The organism is Nicoliella spurrieriana (genome assembly GCF_023380205.1).
GTDB lineage: Bacteria > Bacillota > Bacilli > Lactobacillales > Lactobacillaceae > Nicoliella > Nicoliella spurrieriana.
On sequence record NZ_CP093360.1, the window covers coordinates 298,867 to 322,620 of the forward strand.

The 23,754-nt window shown below is 38.7% G+C and carries 23 protein-coding genes and 1 other annotated feature; of the genes, 6 read left to right on the plus strand and 17 right to left on the minus strand.

Annotated elements, in window-relative coordinates; translation table 11 throughout:
• Positions 1–10: 10 nt before the first annotated feature.
• From aroA to MOO44_RS01480, 3 genes are read left to right on the plus strand one after another with little or no spacing between them, the layout of a single operon-like run.
• A complete protein-coding gene (gene aroA, locus MOO44_RS01470) occupies positions 11–1,282 on the plus strand; it encodes a 3-phosphoshikimate 1-carboxyvinyltransferase (RefSeq protein WP_260115825.1) in 1,272 nt (423 codons plus the stop codon).
• 7 nt (positions 1,283–1,289) lie between these two features.
• Positions 1,290–2,147, plus strand: coding sequence for a prephenate dehydrogenase (locus MOO44_RS01475; RefSeq protein ID WP_260115826.1), 858 nt, complete (start codon positions 1,290–1,292; stop codon positions 2,145–2,147).
• The gene (locus tag MOO44_RS01480) at positions 2,144–2,665 is read left to right on the plus strand and encodes a shikimate kinase (protein ID WP_260115827.1); all 522 of its coding nucleotides are present in this window, start codon (positions 2,144–2,146) and stop codon (positions 2,663–2,665) included. Before MOO44_RS01475 ends, MOO44_RS01480 begins: the two co-directional genes overlap by 4 nt.
• Positions 2,666–2,767: 102 nt before the next feature.
• Here the strand turns inward: MOO44_RS01480 and MOO44_RS01485 are convergent, their stop codons facing one another.
• From MOO44_RS01485 to MOO44_RS01525, 9 genes are all read right to left on the minus strand, one after another.
• Entirely contained in the window at positions 2,768–3,631 is an 864-nt protein-coding gene (locus MOO44_RS01485; protein WP_260115828.1) for a transporter substrate-binding domain-containing protein, read from the minus strand.
• 27 nt (positions 3,632–3,658) lie between these two features.
• Entirely contained in the window at positions 3,659–4,351 is a 693-nt protein-coding gene (locus MOO44_RS01490; RefSeq protein WP_260115829.1) for an amino acid ABC transporter permease, read from the minus strand.
• Positions 4,352–4,367: 16 nt separating this feature from the next.
• Entirely contained in the window at positions 4,368–5,033 is a 666-nt protein-coding gene (locus MOO44_RS01495) for an amino acid ABC transporter permease (protein WP_260115830.1), read from the minus strand.
• A gap of 11 nt (positions 5,034–5,044) precedes the next feature.
• Entirely contained in the window at positions 5,045–5,791 is a 747-nt protein-coding gene (locus MOO44_RS01500; RefSeq protein WP_260115831.1) for an amino acid ABC transporter ATP-binding protein, read from the minus strand.
• Entirely contained in the window at positions 5,791–6,825 is a 1,035-nt protein-coding gene (locus tag MOO44_RS01505; protein ID WP_260115832.1) for a uroporphyrinogen decarboxylase family protein, read from the minus strand. The genes MOO44_RS01500 and MOO44_RS01505 overlap by 1 nt, the downstream gene beginning before the upstream one ends.
• 30 nt (positions 6,826–6,855) lie before the next feature.
• On the minus strand, positions 6,856–7,890 hold the full coding sequence (locus MOO44_RS01510) for a uroporphyrinogen decarboxylase family protein (protein ID WP_260115833.1): 1,035 nt from the start codon (positions 7,888–7,890) through the stop codon (positions 6,856–6,858).
• 364 nt (positions 7,891–8,254) lie between these two features.
• Positions 8,255–8,581, minus strand: a complete 327-nt coding sequence (locus tag MOO44_RS01515) for a heavy metal-binding domain-containing protein (protein ID WP_260115834.1) — start codon at positions 8,579–8,581, stop codon at positions 8,255–8,257.
• 23 nt (positions 8,582–8,604) lie between these two features.
• Positions 8,605–9,351 (minus strand): DUF1003 domain-containing protein, encoded by a 747-nt coding sequence (locus MOO44_RS01520; RefSeq protein WP_260115835.1) that lies wholly within the window; start codon positions 9,349–9,351, stop codon positions 8,605–8,607.
• Between the two features lie 108 nt (positions 9,352–9,459).
• Positions 9,460–9,843: a GNAT family N-acetyltransferase gene (locus MOO44_RS01525; protein WP_260115836.1), complete on the minus strand. Its 384-nt coding sequence runs from the start codon at positions 9,841–9,843 to the stop codon at positions 9,460–9,462.
• A 240-nt stretch (positions 9,844–10,083) separates the two neighbouring features.
• Between MOO44_RS01525 and MOO44_RS01530 the strand changes: the two genes are divergently transcribed.
• Both MOO44_RS01530 and MOO44_RS01535 read left to right on the plus strand, forming a co-directional pair.
• Complete coding sequence (locus MOO44_RS01530; protein ID WP_260115837.1) at positions 10,084–10,947, plus strand: aldo/keto reductase; 864 nt, start codon at positions 10,084–10,086, stop codon at positions 10,945–10,947.
• A gap of 25 nt (positions 10,948–10,972) precedes the next feature.
• Positions 10,973–11,368 (plus strand): MerR family transcriptional regulator, encoded by a 396-nt coding sequence (locus tag MOO44_RS01535; RefSeq protein ID WP_260115838.1) that lies wholly within the window; start codon positions 10,973–10,975, stop codon positions 11,366–11,368.
• A gap of 113 nt (positions 11,369–11,481) precedes the next feature.
• Here the strand turns inward: MOO44_RS01535 and MOO44_RS01540 are convergent, their stop codons facing one another.
• The 3 genes from MOO44_RS01540 to MOO44_RS01550 all read right to left on the minus strand — a co-directional run bounded on the left by MOO44_RS01540 (position 11,482) and on the right by MOO44_RS01550 (position 15,073).
• On the minus strand, positions 11,482–12,840 hold the full coding sequence (locus tag MOO44_RS01540) for an NCS1 family transporter (RefSeq protein WP_260115839.1): 1,359 nt from the start codon (positions 12,838–12,840) through the stop codon (positions 11,482–11,484).
• Positions 12,841–13,185: 345 nt separating this feature from the next.
• On the minus strand, positions 13,186–13,578 hold the full coding sequence (locus MOO44_RS01545; RefSeq protein WP_260115840.1) for a tautomerase family protein: 393 nt from the start codon (positions 13,576–13,578) through the stop codon (positions 13,186–13,188).
• A gap of 91 nt (positions 13,579–13,669) precedes the next feature.
• On the minus strand, positions 13,670–15,073 hold the full coding sequence (locus tag MOO44_RS01550) for an APC family permease (protein ID WP_260115841.1): 1,404 nt from the start codon (positions 15,071–15,073) through the stop codon (positions 13,670–13,672).
• A 359-nt stretch (positions 15,074–15,432) separates the two neighbouring features.
• Here MOO44_RS01550 and MOO44_RS01555 point away from each other — a divergent pair, with 359 nt between their 5' ends.
• Complete coding sequence (locus tag MOO44_RS01555; protein ID WP_260115842.1) at positions 15,433–16,827, plus strand: aspartate aminotransferase family protein; 1,395 nt, start codon at positions 15,433–15,435, stop codon at positions 16,825–16,827.
• Between the two features lie 54 nt (positions 16,828–16,881).
• Here MOO44_RS01555 and MOO44_RS01560 read toward each other — a convergent pair whose 3' ends face one another.
• The 5 genes from MOO44_RS01560 to MOO44_RS01580 form a co-directional block, all read right to left on the minus strand.
• Positions 16,882–18,855, minus strand: a complete 1,974-nt coding sequence (locus MOO44_RS01560; protein ID WP_260115843.1) for an alpha/beta hydrolase family protein — start codon at positions 18,853–18,855, stop codon at positions 16,882–16,884.
• 60 nt (positions 18,856–18,915) lie between these two features.
• Positions 18,916–19,146, minus strand: a binding site (T-box leader).
• A complete protein-coding gene (locus tag MOO44_RS01565; RefSeq protein WP_260115844.1) occupies positions 19,144–20,325 on the minus strand; it encodes a metal-dependent hydrolase family protein in 1,182 nt (393 codons plus the stop codon). Its footprint overlaps the feature before it by 3 nt.
• Before the next feature lie 507 nt (positions 20,326–20,832).
• Positions 20,833–21,759 (minus strand): branched-chain amino acid transaminase, encoded by a 927-nt coding sequence (locus MOO44_RS01570; RefSeq protein ID WP_260115845.1) that lies wholly within the window; start codon positions 21,757–21,759, stop codon positions 20,833–20,835.
• 28 nt (positions 21,760–21,787) lie between these two features.
• Complete coding sequence (locus MOO44_RS01575; RefSeq protein ID WP_260115846.1) at positions 21,788–22,726, minus strand: ketopantoate reductase family protein; 939 nt, start codon at positions 22,724–22,726, stop codon at positions 21,788–21,790.
• 15 nt (positions 22,727–22,741) lie between these two features.
• A complete protein-coding gene (locus MOO44_RS01580) occupies positions 22,742–23,737 on the minus strand; it encodes a zinc-binding dehydrogenase (protein ID WP_260115847.1) in 996 nt (331 codons plus the stop codon).
• Positions 23,738–23,754: the final 17 nt, after the last annotated feature.

Below are 23,754 nucleotides of genomic sequence, written 5' to 3' on the forward strand. Positions count from 1 at the left end.
AGCAATCAGGATGGAAACTAACAATCAATTAAATGGAACCATAAGCGTTCCCGGTGATAAGAGTATCTCTCATCGTAGCATTATCCTAGGGGCCATTAGCCATGGAACCACCACCATCAATAATTTTCTGCGTTCGGCTGATTGTCTTTCAACGATGGCAGTCTTTCAAAACCTAGGGGTTAAAATCGATGAGCAGAATCAGCAAATTAAAGTCCATGGAGTGGGCATTAATGGCCTAAAGGATCCTAGTGTTAAACTCAACATGGGTAATTCTGGGACGTCCACTCGCTTAATCAGCGGATTATTAGCTGGGCAATCATTTTCAAGTGAAGTGGTGGGTGATGCTTCACTTTCAAAACGGCCAATGAAACGAATCATCACCCCCCTTAGTGAAATGGGCGCAAAGATTCATGCTACTGATAATCACCTCCCAATGACCATCGATGGCAGTCGACTGCACGGAATTGAGTACACCATGCCAGTGGCTAGCGCGCAGGTTAAAAGTGCCATTATTTTAGCCGCACTAAATGCAGATGGGAACACCACCATTATCGAACCGGTCAAATCGCGTGACCATACTGAAAACATGCTGATGCGCTTTAGCCCCAATAGCATTGAAAAACACGCTAATCAAATTATTATTCATCCCCGTCATTCATTAACCGGGCAAGCAATTACCGTTCCTGGAGATATGTCATCAGCAGCATTCTTCTTAGTTGCCGCTGCTGTTATCCCAAATTCAAAGGTAACCATTCAAAATGTTGGGATTAATCCCACCCGGGCTGGAATTATCAACGTTTTAAAACGGGCCGGTGCTAAAATCAGGATTGAAAACCAGACTGGCGATGCAGAACCAAGTGCCGATATCACAGTCGAAGCGGGTGCATTAACTCCATTTACAGTTGGTAGTGATGAAATTCCGGGCTTAGTGGATGAAGTCCCACTATTGGCCTTACTAGCAGCGCGGGCCAATGGGACTAGTAAGATTACGGGAGCAGAGGAATTGCGCTTCAAGGAATCAGATCGATTGAACGTTATTGCGACCGAGTTTAAAAAATTGGGGATTGCAATTGAGGAACTACGCGATGGATTTATCATTGACGGAAGTAAACCTTGGCACTTAGTAGATCCTAACCTAGATAGCCATAAGGATCATCGAATTGCAATGACGCTTAAAATTGCATCATTATTATTAAAGCAACCGGTCACCATTAAGGATTTTGACTGCATCAATATCTCATACCCTACGTTTAGTGATGATTTAGCAAAGTTAAGGAGTTGATCCAGCGATGGAATCAGTGTTTATAAACGGGCTCGGATTGATTGGCAGCTCAATTGCAAGGATCATCAAGGCCACGCGCCCTGATGTTATCGTTATGGGGAACGATATTAATCCCCAAAATACCGCATTCATGGTTGAACACCACTTACTCGATCAGCAAACTTCGTTCGAAGCTGGGAGTCAAAAAGCTGATTGCATTATTCTAGCGACTCCCGTGGACATCATTATCAACAGTTTAGAGGCCCTAAAGTATCTAAAGTTAAAACCCAACGCATTAGTAACTGACGTTGGCAGCAGTAAGCGGATGATTTTAAACGCCGCGGATGATTTCATCAATAGCGGTGGGACGTTCTTGGGTGGCCATCCAATGGCTGGGTCGCATTTAACTGGTAGTGCTAACGGCAGCGTTAACATGTTAGCGGATCATACTTACTTTTTAGTCAATGGCAATGCTACGAAAAATCAAGTTAACCAATTTAAGGCCCTATTAGGGAGTGGTGAATTTAATTTTCAATTAGTGACTCCTGACCAACACGACCAAATTGTAAGCGCAATTAGCTACCTCCCCCACGCAATCGCTTTTACGTTAATGAATACGATCAGTCCCGAATTAAAGGCACTAAACGTCGATCCTAGCGTGCCAGCAGGTGGTTTATTAGACACTACCCGGATTGCAATGAGTGATTCTAAAATGTGGACTTCAATTATGAACAGTAGTGGTGATGATTTAATTCAACAAATTGAACTCTTTGAAAAAAATTTAAAGGCCCTCAAAACGGCAATTAAACGTCATGACAATGATGCAATGAAGCGCAGCATTACAATGGCGCAAAGGGCTCGTCAAGAAATGGAGGATGCAAAATGAAATTAATTTTAATCGGCTTCATGGGCAGCGGTAAAAGTACGATTGCAGATGCCCTAAGCCATAAGTTAGCAATTGAACATCATGATTTAGATCAATTAATCGAAAAGCAATCTGGATTTAAAATTCCTGCTTACTTTGAGCAATTTGGGGAGGCCCAATTTCGTGAATTTGAACACCAGACCCTAATCGATGCATTGGAATTGGATGGAATTGTCTCCACTGGCGGTGGAACCCCCGTTCAAGATGCTAATTTTGATTTACTAGTTCAACATCCTACCCCTACCGTTTTTTTAAACGCCACTGATGAAACGGTTTTAAAGCGATTATTAAAGGATGACGTGGAGTCCAGACCACTTTTCCAGGAATTAGGTGCCACCGGTTTAATCGAACTAAAGCACGCTAGACAACCAAAGTACGAACAATTAGCCGATATTATCATCGATGTTAACGATAAAACCCCAGCACAAATTGTGGATGAGATTGTAAATCAATTGAATCAATATCAATTAGAACACTAATTAGTCGGTAGTCCCGACATTACATATGATTAACCATGCAACCACAAAATGGATCTTACTGGGAATTTAATCACCACTAAGATCCATTAATTTAAGTTATGTTTAACCCTTGGGGTTGGTAAAGTTCTTTTCTGCGCCCGGTAATTTGAATGTATCTTCACCTAACCACTTTTTAGCAAGCCGGTCTAAATACCCACTGGCCTTTAGCTTCTTTAGTTCCGCATTAATGGCCTTAAGCAGCTGCTTATTCTTCTCACTATTATTGGCAACAAAGTAATCATTCTTGACCCCCACCGACTTGGAAACGGTCAGTCCCTTAGCACCACCGGCATCCTTCACGCCAATATAGGCTTGGTATGGATAAAAGACGGCATCAAATTGCTTTTGTTGGAGCTGCTTAAGTGCATCCCCTGATGACACATCGCCAATCGCTTCCAAATTCACCTTTGCCTTCGGATGTTGCTTATTATAGTCTTCAACGAAGTTATATCTAGCATCATCACTAGAGATCGGTGCTAATTTTAAGTTGCGCTTTGCAATATCTGCAAACCCATTGATTGGCTTTTCATCCTTCCTGTAAACTAATCTTAAATCAGCTACCCCCGTTGGAGCTGAGAATAGGTATTTTTCAGCCCGTTGCTTCGAATACCAAAATCCGGAAGATGCAATGTCATACTTCCCGGATTCCAGACCGACGAAGACGGAGTTCTGTGACGTAGTGGAATACTTAAATTTATATTGTGGTAACTTCTTATCCAATTCTTGGAATAACTCACCATCATACCCACCAATTTTATTACCATCAGCATAGGTATACGGACGGTTAGCTGCTACTCCAGCAACGTTAATTACTTGGACATGGTTCTTAGATGCAGTTTGTGATTTTTGACTAAATAGATGTGCCGCTCCAATCACAACCACCACTGCTGCAATCACTCCAGTATAAATATACGCTTTTTTTGACATGTTCATCGCTCCCAATCTAATTTAATTTTATGAAAAAACAACTTTTCTAATTTTGGTTTCGGCAAATAATAATAACTTTGCAAAGATAAAGCAGACTACTAAATAGATTACTAATGCATCTAAGTATGCTTCTAAGTAGTTAAAACCAAACGATGCTAAAATGTTCGCCTTTCCCATTACTTCAATAATGCCAATGTTATAGACCAATGCGGTATCCTTAATTAGATCTAAAAATACATTCGAAAAATTCGGGATAAAATTAGGAACCATTTGTGGGAATACAATGCGTTTAATTGCTTCGAACCTGGTTAACCCAATGGCAATTGCGGCATCGTATTGGGACCGATCGATCGAATGATAAGCTGAGCGAATCGACTCGGATAAATTAGCCGATGCATTTAATGAAAACGCAACGATTCCAATCAATAGGCTGGGGAGGACTAACCCCCGCCCGTTGGCACCCGTTTTTGCAAAATCATAAAGGATTCTCGGCAGCCCATAATAAACAATGTAAATTTGCACAATTATCGGCACCCCACGAAATACAGAAACATATAAACTAAGTAGTGGTGACAAAATCGGCGTCTTTCTTTCCCTAACGATTGAAATTAAAATTGCTAATCCTAGTCCAATTACAGTTCCTAAAATTGCGATGTAAAGTGTAATCGGTAGCACTGAGACTAACTTAGGGAATGAATCAAGCATAAATTTAAAATCCATTTTTATTCACCACCCCTTAGATATAATTATGTTTTTGAATGTATAAATTAAATAAATAATCAAAGAAAATCGTAATTAACCAATAGATTAGTCCCAAGACAACGAAAATCTGCAGTTGAAAGACCCCTTGATTAACGTTGGCTAGGTTCGTAGCATCCCGATACATATCAGAAATTCCGATGACATACACCAGAGAGGATGCTTTTAGAAACCCTAAAAACATATTTTGAATGTTCGGTAACGCAATCTGAAAGACCTGGGGTAATATAATCTCCTTTAAGATATCCCTTCGTTCCATCCCAACCGAATAGGCGGCTTCAAATTGGACCGGATCAACGGCATCAAATGCGGACCTAAAGACCTCCCCCATGTAACCACCAAAGCCCACTGCCAATCCAAAGATGGCAAATAGGTTCTTACTCCAATCTTGCGCATTAATCCCAATAAATTGTAACAATCGGGGTAATTCATAGTAGGCTAACAGTAACATTAATAAAGGTGGGGTCCCTCGCGATAACCCCGTATAAGCCCTTGCAATCGTTTTAGAAACAGACTCATTTTGCAGTGATAACCAAACTACCGCTAACCCAATGATGCTCGATAACACAAATGAAAATAATAAAATGATCAACGTATTGGGGAGCCCAGAAAGCAGGCCGTTTATGATTGATAGTAAATTCATGTTTTAGCCCCCTAACTATCCTTAGAAATTGCCGATAGAAACTTTTGAATCCGCTCGTTTTCAGGGTGGTCCAAAATTTCTTCCGGTGAGCCAGCTGCTAAGATATTCCCATTTTCAAAGAAGAGCACCTTATTCGCTACGCTTCTTGCAAATGACATCAAGTGGGTGACCACAATCATGGTCTGCCCGTTTTTAGCTAGCCGGTCGATATCTTCAATTACGGTGCCCACTAATTCTGGATCCAATGCGGATGTGGGTTCATCAAACAAAATGATTTCCGGATCCAATGCAGTCGCCCGCGCAATTCCGATTCGTTGCTGTTGGCCCCCAGATAATTGGGATGGATAAAAATCCCGTTTATCCGTTAAGTTCACTAACTTGAGTTCTGCTAACGCTCGTTGTTCAGCTTGCTGCTTATCAATATGCCGCCCGTAAATTAAGCCCTCAGTAATATTTTCCAATGCTGTTTTATTCTTAAACAGGGCGTAGTTTTGAAACACCATCGCAATTTTTCTTCGAATCGCTAATCGATCAGCTTGACTAATTTTATTAAACTGAAATTGATGGGCGTTGAAATCTAATTCACCACTATCCGGCGTTTCTAATAGGTTGATACTTTTTAAAAACGTAGTCTTCCCGGAGCCACTAGGGCCAATAATGGCAATTACATCCCCCTGATTAACATCCAGATTGACATCATTTAAAACTACTTTTTGGTTGAACGCCTTTTTTAAGTTCTTAATTTGTAAAAGTGCCATTACCTAGCCTTCTTTCTATCCAGGTAGGAGTGCGCTGCTTCTGCGGCCCACCTAATATGTTCATCTGGAGTATCACGAGGAATCGTACAATCTGCACCGATGATGACCCCTGCGGTGCCAGCATCATCAATTAATTGGTCGACCTTAGCCTGAATTTGAGTTTGGGTCCCCTTATATAGCAAATCGGATTCGGTACTGCCTAGGCCACCTAACACGACCTTATTGTCAAAGAGCTGTTTACCGGCACTCAGCGGATAGCCATCAATATCAGTTGACCAGTTAATAATTGGTAAATCGTAATCCACGAACCAGGGTAGATGGTTTTTAGCTCCGTTATGCCCACAAACATGTAAGATCCCTAGTTCAAAATCATGATTAATCGCATTGATAATTTCTTGATCTAGTGGTTTTTGAACGGATTCAAAGAAATCTTGGTCAATTCGCGCATCCTGAATTTCTTGGGTACTAAAGAAGACCCCGTTAACGCCCGCTTGCTTACCAATTTGAACCTGTTTAATGATATCTTGATTAATCACTTTTAAAGCATTCGTTACAATTTTGGGAGCTTTCAAATATAAATCAGCAAATAGTTGATTGGATTTACTGGTATCTTGGTTTGGCGTATTCATCCCCAACGCCCATTTGAACAGGGTAATTGCTGAAAAAACATTACTAAAAATAATCTTTTGCCCCTCAATTCCAGCAATTTGTTGGCTAATTAATTCATATTGGCCAGTCAGCCATGGGTTATCATCGTTAATTTCCTTAATTTGAGCTAAGCTGTTCAAGTCGCTCGGGTCATCAACATCCTGCAATCCGTAGGTAAAATACCCATCATCCATTAATTTGACAAAATCAGAGTCCACATTTTTAACGTATTCATGCTCACCGTTCACATCGTTTTTAAAAATAGCCGAGCTCACCGTTGCTAGTGTATGTGCATTCGGATTAAAATGATGCCAAACTGAAAATGGAACCTGGGTTTCGGTTGCTCCGGAAAATGCTGCTAATACTTCTGCTCTACTTAATGCCATAATAATCACTCCAATTTTTGATTTAATATCTTAGTGTCGTTGCTGATAGGTATGGGCAGCCTCAGCAGCCCACTTAATATGTTCAACTGGTGTATCGCGTGGAACTGTACAATCGGATCCAATGATGACCCCTTTTGTTCCCGATTCATCTAAAAGAGCGTCGATTGCAGTTGTAATTTGATCACGATTCCCACTAAATAAAACGTCACTGATGGTATTGCCCAGACCACCAAAAACAACCTTATCCTTAAATAATTGCTTTCCCTCACCCAGGGTATAGCCGTCGACTTTAGTAGCCCAATTTACAACTGGTAGTTGGTAATCAACAAACCCCGGTAAATGATTAGTCGCCCCATCAAATCCACAAATGTGTAAGATGCCAATCTTAAAATCGCGGTTGATTAAGTTAATTAATTCTTGATCCAGTGGTTTCTGCACATTTTCAAAAAATTCATTGCCAACGCGGTCATCTTGAATTTCCTGAGTACTGAAGAAGACCCCGTTTACACCAGCATTAAGACCGACTTCAATTTGCTTTTTAATATCTTGATTGATCACTTTTAAAGCGTTAATTACCACCTGCGGATTTTGCGTATATAAATCTGCAAAGCGTTTGTCCCCCAATGCAAGTTCAGTGCTAGGTAATTCCTTAACTAATGACCACTTAAATACCGATACGGCTGAAAAGACGTTACTTAAAATGACTCTATCCCGCTCCGCTTCCGTTAATCGGTCCAATTGCTCATGAAACAGGCGTGCTTGTTCCGTTAACCATTTATCGTTACTAGCGATTTCGGTAATTTTTGATAACTCAGCTAAATCTTTAGGATCACGAACGTTATTAAAGTCATACGTGAAATACCCATCATCCATCAATTTAATAAAATCTGGATCCACAGCATTCACGAACTGGGGCTCTTTCGCTACGTCATTTTGAAAGATTTTTGGATCCCGGCTAGCTTCAACATGCTCATCCGGGTTAAAGTGGTGCCAAACTGAAAATGGCACTGCTCCCTCCTGCTTATTTTGAAACGCGTCTAATACCGCTTGCTTATTCAAACTCATCAACACATCACCCCTAAGAAATTTTGGTAATAAAAAAAGCCCCTGCACCGATGAATTTCACCGGGCAGAGGCTCTGGATGGACACAATTGAATTAATCACTTATCTAAACTTGGATAACTTAATTCAACAATTTACGTGCACCAAAAAGGAGCTACCACGCAGTGATAACTTACAGTTTTGACACATGCACATTGATGAATTATCAAAAAACATTCGCGGCAACTCCTTTCTTTTTATTAGTTAAAGCAATAATAACACCCAAATTATAAAAGTCAACCAAAAATTAACTAAATATTAATCTAAGATTAATCAAAACACAATTATTATTAATCAAAAACGAACTATCAATCTAATTGACTATAATCAATCACTAATCCGCTCATCAACATACTTAACCGCCGTTCCATAAGCTGCAACTGATTGCATGTCATTGCCGATTGATCCGGAATCAAACCGCATCATCACCACTGCGTCAGCACCCATTTTTTTCGCGTTTTCCTTCAATCGCTGTACTGATTCATCACGGGCATCTTCCATCATTTGAGTGTATCCCTTGATTTCTCCACCGAAGATATTTTTAATTCCAGCGGCAAGGTTACTACCAATGTTTCTGGATTGGGTCGTCATTCCAAAGACTTCGCCAATCACTTCATACTCTTTACCAATATGCTCAGTTGTTGAGACTAACATTTAAATCACTCCGTTTTAATTTACTATTTGGGTTGCTTATTCACAGCTACTTTTAGGGCATCAATTTCTTTTCCCATCGAATCCAACTTATCATTAATTTCACCTAATGATGAAAGTTGCGCTTGACTAATTTTAAAACTACTTGGAATCGAATTATTGTTAATTTGGTCTAATTTAGCGTGTAAACTGCGCAGCTCATTTTCTGATTTTAAATTCACGTGATAATCATTATCTGAGGACAATTCATCACGATGGCCCGACCGATTTTGACTCATCATAATAATTGGTGATTGTAAAGCGGCAATACAACTTAATGCTAAGTTAAGTAAAATAAACGGGTATGGATCAAACTTAGCTCCAAATAAATGAACAACGTTAATAAACATCCATGCTAGCAAGAAGAATACAAAAACAATGATAAAACTCCAACTACCACCAAATTTAGCAACTAAATCTGCTACCCGTTCGCCAAACGTAGCGGTTTGATTCAGCTGATCATTAATATTTTGAATTTGGTAATTGCTTTCATTTAAAGCATCGGTTAGCTTTTGTTCGATTTTTTTATTCTTAGTTTCATTATTACTAATTAATTGATCAATCATTTCCAATTGATAGTGAATGGCATGGTGATTACAAATAAAATCATCATCCTTAGCCTTAGGATAGTCATGTCGAATATGCCCCATCACCGTGGAATCAATTTCGCCTAATAAATATCCATCATTTACGTTAAACTCTTCACCATCAACGATACAATTCTTTTTATCCATTATTTTCACCCTACCTATATTGAATTAACTAAGATAATAGCACAAAACATTCCCTAATGATTAGCATTATTTTAAAAGTCAGGACTAGTGATGATCATTAGGTGGCTCTTAACTCTTCACCATTTTAATATGTGGTGTTTGAGCTTCAATAAAAACGTTACCTTCAGCTTTAAAGCCAAATTTTTCATAAAAGCCCTGCTTATCAGCCTGGGCGGTAATAATGATGGCCCGCTGTGATGCGTTAACCTCATTAATACAATTCAATAGATATTCCATTAGTTGATTGCCCAATCCAGTTCCGCGTACTGATGGTACAATTAGGACCCGTCCAAAGTCTAAATAATCATCAACTTCATAAAAACGAGCGTATGCTACTAAGTGTTCGTTATCATCATATCCCAGAACATGCGTAGCAGTTAAATCTTGCCGATCAACATCCGGAACCGTTCGATTTTGTTCAAAACAAAAAGTTGCAGCTCTAATATAGTACATTTCCCAAACTTGATAATTGGTTAATTCATTAAATTGTCTACACATCCATTTCATCATTGAACCTACTTTCTATCGTTTGAATTTTAAACGAATTGATTATGGTTTATTTTAATCCTACTGAAAGCTCTTCACCAGCCAATCTTACAACTTTTCATTTAAATATTTAAGTGGATTTATTTGCATTAGAGTTACCTAAACCCTTTATAGTAGTCTTATTAAATAATGAAAGGAAGCTTTTTAATGACAAATGTACCTAATGTTAAGTTGAACAACGGAGTGGAAATGCCGGCGGAAGGGTTTGGTGTTTACCGCATTGATGGATTTGAAAATTGTAAACAAGCTGTGAAAAACGCCTTATCAGTTGGTTATCGAACAATCGATACTGCTCAACAGTATCATAACGAGGATGCTGTTGGTGCAGCCATTGAAGAAAGTGAAATTAGTCGCAATGATATTTTCATTACGACTAAAGTTTGGATCACTGAATTTGAGTATGCAAAAACGCGTGCTTCAATTGAAGCATCATTAAAAAAATTAAGAACTGATTATATTGATCTAGTACTATTACACCAACCATTTGGCGATTCCTATTCTGCTTATCGCGCATTAGAGGACCTCTACGACGAAGGCAAAATCAGAGCAATTGGTGTCTCCAACTATAATAGTGATCGATACATCGATATTCAGCATTTTGCTAGGATTAAACCGGCCGTTGATCAAATGGAGACCCATGTTTTCTTTCAACAAAAAGAAATGCAAGCGTATACTAATAAGTATGGAACTAAGTTAGAATCATGGGGGCCATTCGCTAATGGTAAACACGATATCTTTACTAATCCCATTTTAACTAAAATTGGTAAACAGTATCAAAAGACTGCTTCTCAAGTTGCACTGCGGTTCTTGACGCAAAAGGATATCATTATTATTCCAAAATCTAATAGTATTGAACGAATGCGACAAAATATTGATATTTGGGACTTTACTTTAAGTGACGCAGATATGGAATCGATTGAAAACATGGATACCAATGAAAGCTCATTTATGAATCTACACGATCCCAAGACTGTGGAATGGATCGTTAATTCAGTTCCAGAAAAGAAATAATTCAAATCAATTTGGAGGATTAAAATTGTTGACGGTTAAAAAGGTTGCTCAAAAACTAAATCTGACTGAGTATACGGTTCGTTATTACACCAATTTAGGACTAGTTCCTACCGTAAAGCGCAATTCACAAAACGAACGGATTTTTGACCACGATGCATTAGAGTGGCTTCGTGGTTGTAAAATGCTCCGCAGTACTGGGATGTCGATTAAACAAATCAAACAATACGTTGACCTATGTAAAATGGGCACCGATAGTATAAACGAGCGGTTTCAAATGATAAAGGATGAACGTGATTTAGCAATTCAAAGGGTAACTGAAGCTCAACGGAATCTGCAGTTTCTGAATGAAAAAGTTAATATTTATAAACAAGCAATTGATAACCACGATGATGTTGATCCATTAAATCCAAATGAGCATTAGTAGCTAGTAACGACAATTAATCCGGAACCAATCTTTCAGGCGCTGGATTAATTGAACCGTATCTTTAAGCACCACCAAACATAAAATATGGTTGGTGGTGATACATAAACTAATTAGATGATATTTGCAGTATCTGATTTGCTTAATTTATTAACAGTTAAGTAAACCACTGCTGATACGGCAAATCCGATTAACCATGATAATTCAATTTGGGTCAGTGCAAACAGCGCTCCTGCAATCAAGGCTGCAAACGCTTTCCAATTAATTTTCCTAATATCATCCCGGTATAGTTGGTCCAGATCCACCTTTCTTTTCCTCACGATATAATATTCAATCAGAATAATTGCAGTCAATGGTCCTAAAAAGATTGCATAGGAATGAATAAAAATGGTCAATCCTTGTGATGATGAATCACCAACTAGTAGCCATGGGCATGTAAATACTGCTAATCCTGTAACTAACACGAGTGATAGTTTACGCGGTAGTTTTAATAAGGAGGTCAATACGTAAGTAGTTGGCGTAATATTAGCCACCGCATTAGTAGTAATTACCCCTAAAACGATAAACAATGAAACCAAAAGCATAATCACATGATTGTTAAAGATGTGTGACATTGCATCCACCGGACTAGCGATACCAGTAACTGCAGATAACATGGCACCAGTTAACAGCGTAATCCCATATGAGAAACCAATTGGTAAGAAGTATAAGAAGCCCCGTTTGCAATTACTAATCCCGGGTTTTAATTCCCTTGAGTAATCAGCTGCCGACTCAAAAATAGCAGTATAGTTACCTAAGAATGCTACAATAAACCCGAAAAACTGAATTCCCCATGAACCCTTTGATTGCACTAGGGTTTGGCTAATCGCACTACCATGGTTAACCAATAGAATGATAAATAAACTGAGTAAGGAAACCATCATGATAACAGATACGACTGAAGTAATGTTCTTAATGAATTTAAAGCCCCGGATTGATAAGATCAATTGAACGATCATTAAAAATGTAAAGCAAATTGCAACGTTGTTAAAACCATTGTTAGTTATGATCTTAGCAATTTCATTAAGTGCCAATGCTCCCGTCCAACTTTGGAATCCGAACCATACTAGGGACGGAACCCCCCTAAATAGACTTGAAAACTTAGCACCGTTCTTGCCAAATGATAATCGTAATTGCATTACATACGGAACCCCAGTTTCATAACCAAACCGATCATTCAACGCAAATATTAATGATACAATTGCAATTGCAATGGCCGCAGCTACAACCGTTTGGAGTAAATTCATGGTTGCAACTCCAGCAACCACAATTGATGACCCCACCGTTATATTACCAATGTTAAAACCATCACCTAGCCACATTGACATATAAGCTAATTTCCCAATCTTTCTTTGATCATCCTTAATCGGCAATAGTTCGTCGGGGATGGTTAACTCTGGACTAATTTCCTCGTTATTCACTACACTTTGCATAAGCAATTACCTCCCGTATTTAACGTAATCATTTTACGTTATCAGTTAATGAATTGGATTTATAGCCAGAAGTAATTACTGATCACTTCTTAACTAAATTAATATCTTGTAACCATCATATCTTAACTAAACACTTAATTATTTGGAATAAAGTACAAAAATAGTTCGTATTTTAATTTAAAATTACAAAATACTAATTTTTAATTAATCTAATTCTAATTAAAAAGCGTAACCGATTTTTTAAATCGGTTACGCTAATCGCTTATCATTATTTGTTTTAATGATTCCTTCCCAAATCCAAAACAATTCCTACCACACATTTTAGGATTAGTTCACTTTTCAATTTTAATGAAGTGGGCCATCCACAAATTGAGCTTTGCCATAACCAAAACTCCAGTCTGAGTCCCCGTTAGTCGAAAGACTGACCATTAAATCCTTAGGATCTAGACCGATTCGCTCCTTCAGTCCATTTGCTAATTGTTCATAGAACGCACGCTTTTGGGTTACATTTCGAGACCGGGTGGTAATTTGAAATACCACCACATCTTTACTTCGCTCAATTCCCAATCCAGCATCTAAAATATTCATCTCAAATGGCTCATGCTGAGTGATAATTTGATAGCGATCGCCATCAGGAACCCCAAACGTATTTAGTAATACTTGGTAGGATGTATCTAATAAAGCTTGTAAATATTTTTCATCATGACCCTTAATAACGTCAATTCTCATCAGTGGCATATTATCATATCCTTTTTAATTTATTTAACCAAACGAATCCAAATTCAAGAAACTAGGAGCTACCACATTCCTTCGTTTTCAAGTTAATTGCTTACTTCTCTTTGACTGAATCCTTTTTGTACCGATACTCACCAAGAATCGAAGTAATGATAATCCATCCAACAAAGATGTATGGGAAAATGCTAGCAATCCCTTGTGGTTGTGGATAGATACTACCCACAATCGGAATGATCAATAGGATGCCAGTAATCAACGACATTAAAACATCCCTAACTTTCAATTCATTTAATTTACGCAGAAAAATGGGTGCACTAATCGTTACCATTAGGTATGGGACCAAGAATCCCCAAACCGCAATCGTACTGAACCAGTCATACGCATCGCTAATCTGGGTAAAAGCTGAAAATCCAACAATTAAGGAACCAATTAATAAACTTAGGATCCCAATTGAAATCGTTGGAGTTCTTTTCTTTTCGTTGACCTTAGTGACCACCTTCGGTAGATAGTGTTCATGGCCCATCCGCATCATAATTCTAGAACCGGCAGTAATGATACCAACGCTTCCGGACCAAAAACTAATTGTCGCCCCCAGGGTAATACAGTAGCCAAAGAATCCAACGTGGTTGGCTTCTGATAAAAATGAAAGCGGATTGGTGGAAGTTCCTAAATTATGCCCACTACCGTTGAAGCCCATAATCATTACCATTGACATAATGATGAAGAACACTCCGGCAATGATGGGACTAATCATAACGGCGCGGGGGACGTTTCTTAGTGGTTTCTTAGCTTCCTTCCCCATTGAAGCAGCCCCTTCGAACCCAACAAACCCAAAAAATGCTAATACCAAACCGGAAGTGACGTTTCCCATTGAAATATTTGTAAAATCAACGTTATTCGGATTAATGTCAAAATGATGCGTAGCTAAAATGATCAATCCTAAAATCGAAATTAATGAGACCGATGTCATTTCTAGAACCATCATTGCCCTAGTCGACAGTTCAACGCCGCGCTGCGCCATGAACCAAACGCTTATAATGCCAATCGCTGCAAGGATGTAGTATGGAACTGATAGATTGAAATATGCTAATAAATTGTGCAAATAAATTGCAAATCCACCCATCATGGAAACCGCTGTCGTAATGTATGCAAAGAAGATACTAGATCCCGCTACAAACCCTGCTCTGCGCCCAATGCTTTTATTAACATAGGTATAAATGCTACCAGAAGTTGCATATCGTTTTGCAAACACATTAATTTGTTTTGCCAATAAAATACAGGCTACCGTTGCAAATAGATATGCAATCCAAGTACTATTTCCAGCTAGGGCAAATACCACCGCGATGTTCATCACCGGTGTTGCGGTGGGCGCAATGTTTGCAATTGACTCCCCAATCACTTCAAAGAATGATAGCGAATTGGGCTTTAAATTCGATTCCTCATGCTCATCAACATATGTTGTTTGAATTAATTCACCAGAATTAGTTTTTTCGTCCATATAACAGCACCCCTTTTTTACTAGCAACTACAAGCAATTAATAATAAATTCACCTAATGAATTTTTATACTATCAATCAATTGAAGATTCATTAATTGGTTGATTAATTAATTTCTATATAAATCCGAACAATTAATTTAAATAGCATTCATAATTCATTGATTTTGAGAATTATATTATTAAAATTAGCAAATTGCAATGTTTTTATTATTATAATTTAATCTTTTTCTAATTTAACTATTGCTTTTAATTTTTTTCGTGGTAACATTCTTATTAATTCAAATGTTGGTTTTAGCAATTGAATGCATAAAAATTTATTTTGATGAATGTTTAGTTCTCAATGAAAGGTGTGTTGTTGTATGCCAAACACTGCAGATTTAACAAGTTTAAGAGATTCTCTCCCTAGCGTAACTGGAGTCTTTCCCGGACCAAAGGCACAGGCAATTTTAGATCGCCGTGCTAAAAACGTCCCTTCAGCCGTTCTATGTAATTATCCATTAGTTATCAAACGCGGGCAGGGAGCCATGATCGAAGATGTCGACGGCAATCGATTTGTTGATTGGGTCGGTGGCGTTGGTGTAATGAACGTCGGATATGGTCAACCGAAGGTGGTTGAGGCGGTAAAGAACCAAGCTGATAACTTTTTTCACAGTATGGCTAACATCAGCACCCACAAGGGTTATATTGACCTAGCAGAACGAATCAATGCGCTCGCCCCAACCAAACAGGGAGTTAATAAAACCATGTTCGTTAATTCTGGAGCTGAAGCAATTGAAAATGCGGTTAAAATCGCTAAGGCGTATACCGGACGCAGTAACATCATTGCCTTTTCCGGCGCCTTTCATGGTAGAACTGCCCTAACTTCCACCTTAACCGCTAAAAAAACATTCTCCGCTGGGATTGAACCAGCAATGGGTGGCGTTTATCGAGCTACGTTCCCATACCTATACCGCGCTCCAAAGGGTTATTCTAAAGAAGAAAGCATTCAATACTATTTAGATAATATTCAATACATTTTTGAACAAGGGGTCCCAGCCAATCAAGTGGCTGCATTCGTTATGGAACCAATTCAAGGTGAAGGTGGTTTCATTCCCGCTCCGTTTGAATATGTAAAAGCACTCCGCAAAATTTGTGACGAACACGGCATCATGTTGATTGCAGACGAAGTCCAAACTGGATTTGCGCGTTCCGGACGCCTATTCGTATCCAACTACTGGAAGGAAAATGGCTGTGCTCCTGATATCATTGCAATGGCAAAGTCAATTGCAGCAGGCGTTCCATTATCCGGAGTCACTGCTGGAGTTGATATTATGGATAAAGTCCAAGACGTAATCGTTGGTGGAATTGGTGGTACCTTTGGTGGAAACGCCCTTGCTTGTGCATCAGGACTGCAAGTTTTGGACATTATCGAAAATGAAAAATTAGCTGATCGGGCATTAAAGGTCGGTAAACTTGCCAAGGAAGGTTTCGAAGCGCTTCAAGATAAATACGAAGAAATCGGTGATGTACGTGGCATTGGTAGCATGGTGGGATTAGAATTTGTGAAGGATCGGGATAGTAAAGAACCATATCCAGAATTAGTGGCCAAAATTATCCAAACTGCTGTTTCCAAGGGTCTGGTAATTGAAATGGCGGGCGTTAAAAGTAACGTTATTCGCTTCTTATGTCCACTAGTGGTAACCGAAGATCAATTGAATGCAGGAATGGACATTTTAGATGCCTCTATCCAAGAATCATTAGCTGAATTAAAATAATTATTGCCATAAACAAAGCCGCTGAGGGTCATGCACCCTTCAGCGGCTTTGTTTTTAATTTCGATACCGATTAAACCATTCTAACACATCATCGATTCTTTGCATTCTTAAATTCGGCAACCCATTCCTGGATAATCCATGAAATGATTGTGGATATCTAACGTAATCACAATCCGTTCCGGTTTGCTTAACGGCGGTAAATAACGCTTCACTTTGATTCAACGGACAGCGCATATCATATTCACCATGTTGAATTCTCACCGGCGTAGTAACATTATGGGCATACTTCAACGGTGACTTATCCCAATAGACGGCCAATGCATCTTTGTCGTTGAACAGGTCCAGCCCCAGTTGATTTCGACAGAACCAAAAACCAATATCACTGGTGCCATAAAAGGAATGCCAGTCAGTCGCTGGCCTTTGAACACAGGCCGCTTTAAAGCGATCGGTGTGCCCAATCATCCATGAAGACATAAAACCACCGTAAGAACCACCAGCAACAAAAACATTCTTGGCATCCAACGTTGAATAGTTAGCTAATGCGTATTCTAACCCAGCCATTAAGTCTAAGTAGTCATTTTCGCCATAATGGTTAACTACATCCGTCTCAAATGCCTGTCCGTAGGTCGTGGAGCCCCGTGGATTTACAAAGACAACTGAATACCCATTATTTGCAAGCGTTTGAAATTCATGAAAGAAGGTTTCCCCGTATGCATAATGGGGGCCACCGTGAATATACAGGATGACCGGACTGAGGTCAGAATGGTTAGCATGGAGGACCCAACCGTCTAGGTCGACCTGATCATCAGTCGATCGATATGTAAAATGACTGTGCTTAGCGTATTCATGGTCCTTCTCATATTCTAAATTAGGATTATATAAACTAGTTAATGCTTGATTTGATAACGATAAGCGGCAAAGTTCATTCGGTTGTTCCTGCTTCGAAACACTTAATAGTAGTTGGTGCGCGTCCAAAACGCAAAAATCATAGACTTCACTTTCATCCTGGTAAACTGATTCGTACTTTAATCCCGTATTTAGTAATAGTGCACTCATTCCATGATGATAAGCTGCAACGACACAGCGATCACTGTCTAGCCAACGAACACTCTTACATGATTGGTGTTGGACAAAGTCAGCAGCTAAACAGGCGCCCACTCCCGGTGCAAACCCACAATCAAACTCGTCATCATCCCCAGTTACATTTGCCAACTGATGACTTTTTAAATCATAGCGCCAAAGATTATTGACCGTACACATTGGATGCACATTCGTATTACCAACTAACGCCAGTTTTTGACCATCAGGTGCAAACTCGACATCTGAAAAAATGCCATCAGGAACATCCTTAGTAACAAATGTGGTTTCATGATTCGCCAGGTTAAATAGATAAACCCCCATCGAAGCATCGTAATCAGTGGTCATCTCGGGATGATTTTGCTGCGTATATGCAACTAAGGTGCCATCATCATTTACCGAATTTAAGTTAAAATTAGTCTTACTTTCAAAAACAGTTGATGCAGTTAGGCTATCTAAATCCAGCCGAACCAAACGATACCTTAAATCATTAGGTAACCAACCCACCCCATCGGCCCGATTGAATAGCTTAGTTACGTGACGTGACGTTGGAAAAGCGGTCGTGCTATATTTAGTTTTAACATTAGAATCCACCGTTTTAAAAAATAATGTCGTTTGATCGCCAGTTAACAGCATCGATTGAATCGTTTGATGCTCATATACTGAATGCGCTACCCCACCATCCAATGGCATTTTCATTACACTAGTCTTATCAGCTGATTGATGTAAGTATACTAAATCAGTTTTAGTGACCACCGGATTTAAATTTAATCCACCGTTCGTCCATTGTTTATAATGGTGTTGTGAATCTAAACTAACAACGTTGCTTTGGTATGCATTACTCTTTTGATCAACATTATTTTCTAAAAAGAAATAAAAATGCTCTCCCTTCACTGGTTGTGTAACTGATTTTAAAGTAAATAAATCTTGATTTTGAACCCCATTTTGCATATTGAATCAATCCCTTCATTTATTTAATAATAAAAAAAGCGTCCTTCATTCCATAATGAAATCAAGGACGCTTTAAGCGCGGTACCACCTCTGTTATAACGATTAGTTATCGCTATCACTCTAACAAACCAATTGATTTGTAGATTCTGTAATGGGAATTCCCAACCTAGGTTACATTATCACCCGGTAGCTCATAGCTGATTTTCACGATTAATCAATTAGTTTCTTACACCAATTTGAAACCTCTCTGATAATTGATTTAATCCTACTTGTGCTATTCAATGCTTTTTAATATTCACGTTTGCCCGCTAAGTACACCTGCTTATCCCGTTGTTTAACTGCCCTAACATCTGCTAACGGATTAGCATCTAAGACCAAGAAGTCCGCATACTTACCTGGTTTTAATGATCCATATTCTTGATCCACGCCCATTAACTTAGCGCTATTAAATGACGTTTGAAGGGCCTCAAATGGCGTGACATCTTCATGTGCGACCATTAATGCTAGTTCATCTGGCGTCATGAAAAAGTCGTTGAACGGTGTTCCAGCATCGGTCCCGAGGGTTACGGGCACTCCCTTTTGCCAAGCATTCTTAACATTGGCAAATGCATCATCCATTGCATCTTGCATCTTTTTCAATTCCCAGTCAGGTAACTTACCCTTACCTAATTCGGCTACGCCCCAACCAGCAATCAGGGTCGGTGTTAGGTAGGTTCCCTGCTTTAACATCATTTCAATTTCTTCATCGTTGACGTAAAAGCCATGTTCGACCGAGTCCACCCCGGCTTTAATGGCGTTCATGATTCCAGGATTCCCCTCAGCATGAGCGGCCACGATACGACCCTTGTGGTGGGCTTCATCCACGGCTACCTTCATTTCTTCGACACTGAGTTGGGGGTTAACCATGTTATCACCTTCGGTCATTACCCCACCGGTTGCCATGATTTTGATCGACATGGCCCCCTTTTTAAGACCCTTTCTTACTGCGTGTCGCATTGCATCTGGTGAATCAACTAGGTGGGCAAAGTTAGGCAAATCGCCATGTCCGCCGGTCATTGAATATGGCTTCCCTGATGGGAGAATATGGGGAACTTTGGTTAATTCACCCAGCTGAGCTAATTGATTTAACGTGATATCTTCATCGTAACAGCTACCACACTCTCTAATATATGTAACCCCAGATTCGAGTAATTGATGCAGGTGCTTTTCCGAACGAACGGTCATTCGAATCTTGTTAACGTCGGTACCACCGTCACCCTTAGCTTCATCCATCGTAATGTGGGTATGGGCATTAATCAGCCCTGGCATGACGTATTTATTATGTAAATCAACTGAATCACTGGGCCCATCACCGGTCCCCACTTTGACTAACTTCCCAGTATCATCATCAACCGTCATCCAGCTATTGGCTGTAACGTGATCCGTTTCACCATCGTATAAATTAAAATTGCTATAAGTAGTTTCACTCATATTGGAACCTCCTTTTAATTATTTTCTAATAATATACCTAATTGTTAATTTTGTAAAATTGATTTTAACGTTATTAAGTTTGATAATCAAACTTTTTATAAATTAAAATACGATTAAATAAAATTAATTTAAGTTAGTGAAATCAATGGATGCTCCTATGATAGGATAGACTACTTTTACAGTGTACACTTTTGGGTTTAATTATTATTAAAGGAGTTTTTATTATGCCAAAATCATATTCAAAGTAATTCAAAGATTATATTATTTAAGCACGTGCACGACATTAAGTATCTAGATAAGGAATGCGATGTTTCAACTAACATGCTCCGATATTTGGCTAACAGTTAGTTACTGCCCTCATCATTTTAATAATTACGTCCTTAAATTTTTCGAATGATTTTTTGAAATAGAAAAAACTCCTATGATCAAACTATAACTGGATTTATACATTTTTATCCGAAATTTAATCATTGGAGCATTTCTTTGATTACATAAACTCATCCATAATTACTTATTATATACTGGCGTACAATAATCTTTATACTTACTATTTTTACCAGTTGTTACACTAAAAAATAACTCCTTTAAAGATTTTACTAATTTACCCTCATGCCCATCGGCAATTACACGATTATCAACCTCAACCAATGATGTTACTTCCATTGCAGTACCTGATACAAATACCTCATCAGCACCGTATAATTCAGTTCTTGAAATGCTTCTTTCTTCAACTGGAATCTCAAATTCATTACTTACTAATTGCATCACCGTTTCTCTAGTAATGCCCTCCAAAATATTATCCGAAGTCGGTGGGGTTACTAACTTACCGTGTTTTAACATGAAGATATTTTCCCTAGTCCCCTCACTTACATGTCCATTATTAGTTAAGAAAAGTGCCTCATCGTATCCATGATTACCAGCTTCTAAAAAAGCTAGTGCTGAGTTCATATATGCGCCTGTAGTTTTAGAATGGGGTGGAAGCATATTATCATTTAACCGTTCCCAAGAACTAAATCCAGCCGTTAATTCATCTTTCATTACACGTTTTTTCATCGGTTGGACGTACATAATAACTCGAACTACTGGATCTTTTAAATTCGGAGTTATATCGTTAGAGTCATTTAACACTAGCGGCCTAACATATGTAGTCTGTTTTAAGTTATTTTTCACCAGTAGTTGCTTTGTAAAATCAATCATTTGATCAACCGAATAGGGAAAATTAAGATTAGTTATCTTGGTGCATTCTTTCAGTCGTTTAAAGTGATCTTTTAATCGAAACCCATAAAGTTGTTGCTCATCTTCATTCCAATATGCTCGAAATCCTTCAAAAACACCAAGACCATAGTTTAATGCTTTACTCCTAACGCCCACTTTGACCTCATGCTCTAATTTAAATTCTCCGTTATCAAATACGTACGACTCATTATTATCCATTAAAATTACCTCACTATTTATTATTCAATTAAGCCTTCATTTGCTCAGATAAATGAACTAATTTAACTAGCATTTCATGATGCGGCGCTGTTAATCCATGTTCAGTTGCTTTTTTAACAATGTAACCATTAATATAGTCAACTTCAGTTGGTCGATTATGACTCATATCCTGATACATTGATGGTCGGTGATCCTTAAGGCGTCTGTTTTCGTCAGCAATTACTTTCGTCATTTCATCAGCACTTTTGAGCATTTTAACCCCATCAGCATCAGCAACTTCATAAGCTTCATTAACTAACTCAGATGTAAGTTCATCTGCCTCGCTAAACGTTTGATATTCACCCATTGTAATATCCATTAAAGTACATAGCGTGTTAACAACAGAATTAAGTAATAACTTCTGCCACAACGTTCCCTTGTAATTTTCCGAAAGGCTTGGATTCATTCCTGCTTTATCAAATTCATCAACAACCTGATTAGTAAAATCATCTGGTTGCTCAGTTACATTAACTAAGTGGACTTGCCCAGATCCGCGTTCACCCATTACATTTACATCCCCAGGACCGTTTAAAATGCTTGCTGCAAAAGCAGTTCCAGCAATGATATGTTGCCTAGGCACATATTTGGAAATTACATCAACTGCACCCATTCCATTTTGATTAGTTAAAACATAAGTATTTTGATTCAAAAAATGCTTACTTGCTTCCAATGTTTTTTCATTATCCATTTGTTTAACAAATAAGATAACCAAATCTGGTGACTCATTATATTCTTCCGGCTTAAACATGTTTACATGAACCAGATGTCTATCGCTACCATTTCTTGCCACGAATACTCCACCCTGTTCTTTTACCTTGTTATAATTTTTATCCCAAGGTTCAACAAAATCAACATCAGTTCCAGCTGACTGAAGCAATAGTCCATATCTTAATCCCATTGCACCAGCACCTAATACAGCAACTTTCATAAATTACACCCCTAATTATTTTTGAATTGTAACCGCAATATTTCCATACTGTGACTTGTTCATCATTAACTCATATCCTTGTTTAACATTCCTTAAATTAAAAATATGTGAATCAACCACTGGATGCCACTGGTATTTATCGTATAATTCGAGCATCTTTTTAAATTCGGATTGAGTTCCACCTGTTGACCCCTTCATTACCCATTGATTAAAAAATAATCTTCTTAAATCAAATGTTATTTCGTCACCGCTAGAACTACCAAATGTAACAACTGTGCCTCCAAATTTAAGTAATTCAAAATCTCGATTTAGGGTTGCAGGCCCAACGTCGTCAATTACAATGTCTACCGGAGCAACTTTTTCCGCCCAATTATCAGAATCAAGAACTACTTCATCTGCTCCTAATTCCTCTGCCTTGGCCAATTTATCTTGATGTCTAGAAGAAACGATCACCGTTGCTCCGAGTGATTTAAGCATCATAATCATATTAGTAGCAACAGCTCCACCGGCTCCTGGAACAAATACCCTTTGGCCTGCATGGACTTGACCCTTAGTAAAAACAGCTCGATATGCAGTTAAAGCGCTAAGGGATAACACCCCAGCCTCTGTCCAGTCTAAATATGATGGCTTTTTGCTAACTTGTTTATAACTAATTACCACCTTATCTGCTAACGTTCCATTACGAGGATAGCCAAGTACCTCCATGTTAGTTGGTGGAACATTTGTATGGGTGCCCCATAGTAATGGGTTAATAATAACCTCATCACCAACTTTAAATTCTCTAACATCCCTTCCAACTTCAGAAATAACCCCAGCCCCATCTGATCCTGGAATCAAAGCCGGTTGCTGTGAATCATGATGACCATTTAAAACGAATAAATCATGATGGTTAAGTCCCGCACTTTTTAAGTTAATTAATACTTCGTCCGCGTTAGGTTTGGGAGTCTCAACCCCTTGCGAAAACGATAAATGATCAACTCCTAATCCACCTTCATGTATTACTGCGTCCATATTCTAATCCTCCTAAC

Excerpts from the sequence above, each read along its gene's own strand:
- aroA (WP_260115825.1), top strand. The coding sequence starts at position 11 with ATGGAAACTAACAATCAATTAAATGGAACCATAAGCGTTCCCGGTGAT.
- MOO44_RS01475 (WP_260115826.1), top strand. The coding sequence starts at position 1,290 with ATGGAATCAGTGTTTATAAACGGGCTCGGATTGATTGGCAGCTCAATT.
- MOO44_RS01480 (WP_260115827.1), top strand. The coding sequence starts at position 2,144 with ATGAAATTAATTTTAATCGGCTTCATGGGCAGCGGTAAAAGTACGATT.
- MOO44_RS01485 (WP_260115828.1), bottom strand. The coding sequence starts at position 3,631 with ATGTCAAAAAAAGCGTATATTTATACTGGAGTGATTGCAGCAGTGGTG.
- MOO44_RS01490 (WP_260115829.1), bottom strand. The coding sequence starts at position 4,351 with ATGGATTTTAAATTTATGCTTGATTCATTCCCTAAGTTAGTCTCAGTG.
- MOO44_RS01495 (WP_260115830.1), bottom strand. The coding sequence starts at position 5,033 with ATGAATTTACTATCAATCATAAACGGCCTGCTTTCTGGGCTCCCCAAT.
- MOO44_RS01500 (WP_260115831.1), bottom strand. The coding sequence starts at position 5,791 with ATGGCACTTTTACAAATTAAGAACTTAAAAAAGGCGTTCAACCAAAAA.
- MOO44_RS01505 (WP_260115832.1), bottom strand. The coding sequence starts at position 6,825 with ATGGCATTAAGTAGAGCAGAAGTATTAGCAGCATTTTCCGGAGCAACC.
- MOO44_RS01510 (WP_260115833.1), bottom strand. The coding sequence starts at position 7,890 with ATGAGTTTGAATAAGCAAGCGGTATTAGACGCGTTTCAAAATAAGCAG.
- MOO44_RS01515 (WP_260115834.1), bottom strand. The coding sequence starts at position 8,581 with ATGTTAGTCTCAACAACTGAGCATATTGGTAAAGAGTATGAAGTGATT.
- MOO44_RS01520 (WP_260115835.1), bottom strand. The coding sequence starts at position 9,351 with ATGGATAAAAAGAATTGTATCGTTGATGGTGAAGAGTTTAACGTAAAT.
- MOO44_RS01525 (WP_260115836.1), bottom strand. The coding sequence starts at position 9,843 with ATGTACTATATTAGAGCTGCAACTTTTTGTTTTGAACAAAATCGAACG.
- MOO44_RS01530 (WP_260115837.1), top strand. The coding sequence starts at position 10,084 with ATGACAAATGTACCTAATGTTAAGTTGAACAACGGAGTGGAAATGCCG.
- MOO44_RS01540 (WP_260115839.1), bottom strand. The coding sequence starts at position 12,840 with ATGCAAAGTGTAGTGAATAACGAGGAAATTAGTCCAGAGTTAACCATC.
- MOO44_RS01545 (WP_260115840.1), bottom strand. The coding sequence starts at position 13,578 with ATGCCACTGATGAGAATTGACGTTATTAAGGGTCATGATGAAAAATAT.
- MOO44_RS01550 (WP_260115841.1), bottom strand. The coding sequence starts at position 15,073 with ATGGACGAAAAAACTAATTCTGGTGAATTAATTCAAACAACATATGTT.
- MOO44_RS01555 (WP_260115842.1), top strand. The coding sequence starts at position 15,433 with ATGCCAAACACTGCAGATTTAACAAGTTTAAGAGATTCTCTCCCTAGC.
- MOO44_RS01560 (WP_260115843.1), bottom strand. The coding sequence starts at position 18,855 with ATGCAAAATGGGGTTCAAAATCAAGATTTATTTACTTTAAAATCAGTT.
- MOO44_RS01565 (WP_260115844.1), bottom strand. The coding sequence starts at position 20,325 with ATGAGTGAAACTACTTATAGCAATTTTAATTTATACGATGGTGAAACG.
- MOO44_RS01570 (WP_260115845.1), bottom strand. The coding sequence starts at position 21,759 with ATGGATAATAATGAGTCGTACGTATTTGATAACGGAGAATTTAAATTA.
- MOO44_RS01575 (WP_260115846.1), bottom strand. The coding sequence starts at position 22,726 with ATGAAAGTTGCTGTATTAGGTGCTGGTGCAATGGGATTAAGATATGGA.
- MOO44_RS01580 (WP_260115847.1), bottom strand. The coding sequence starts at position 23,737 with ATGGACGCAGTAATACATGAAGGTGGATTAGGAGTTGATCATTTATCG.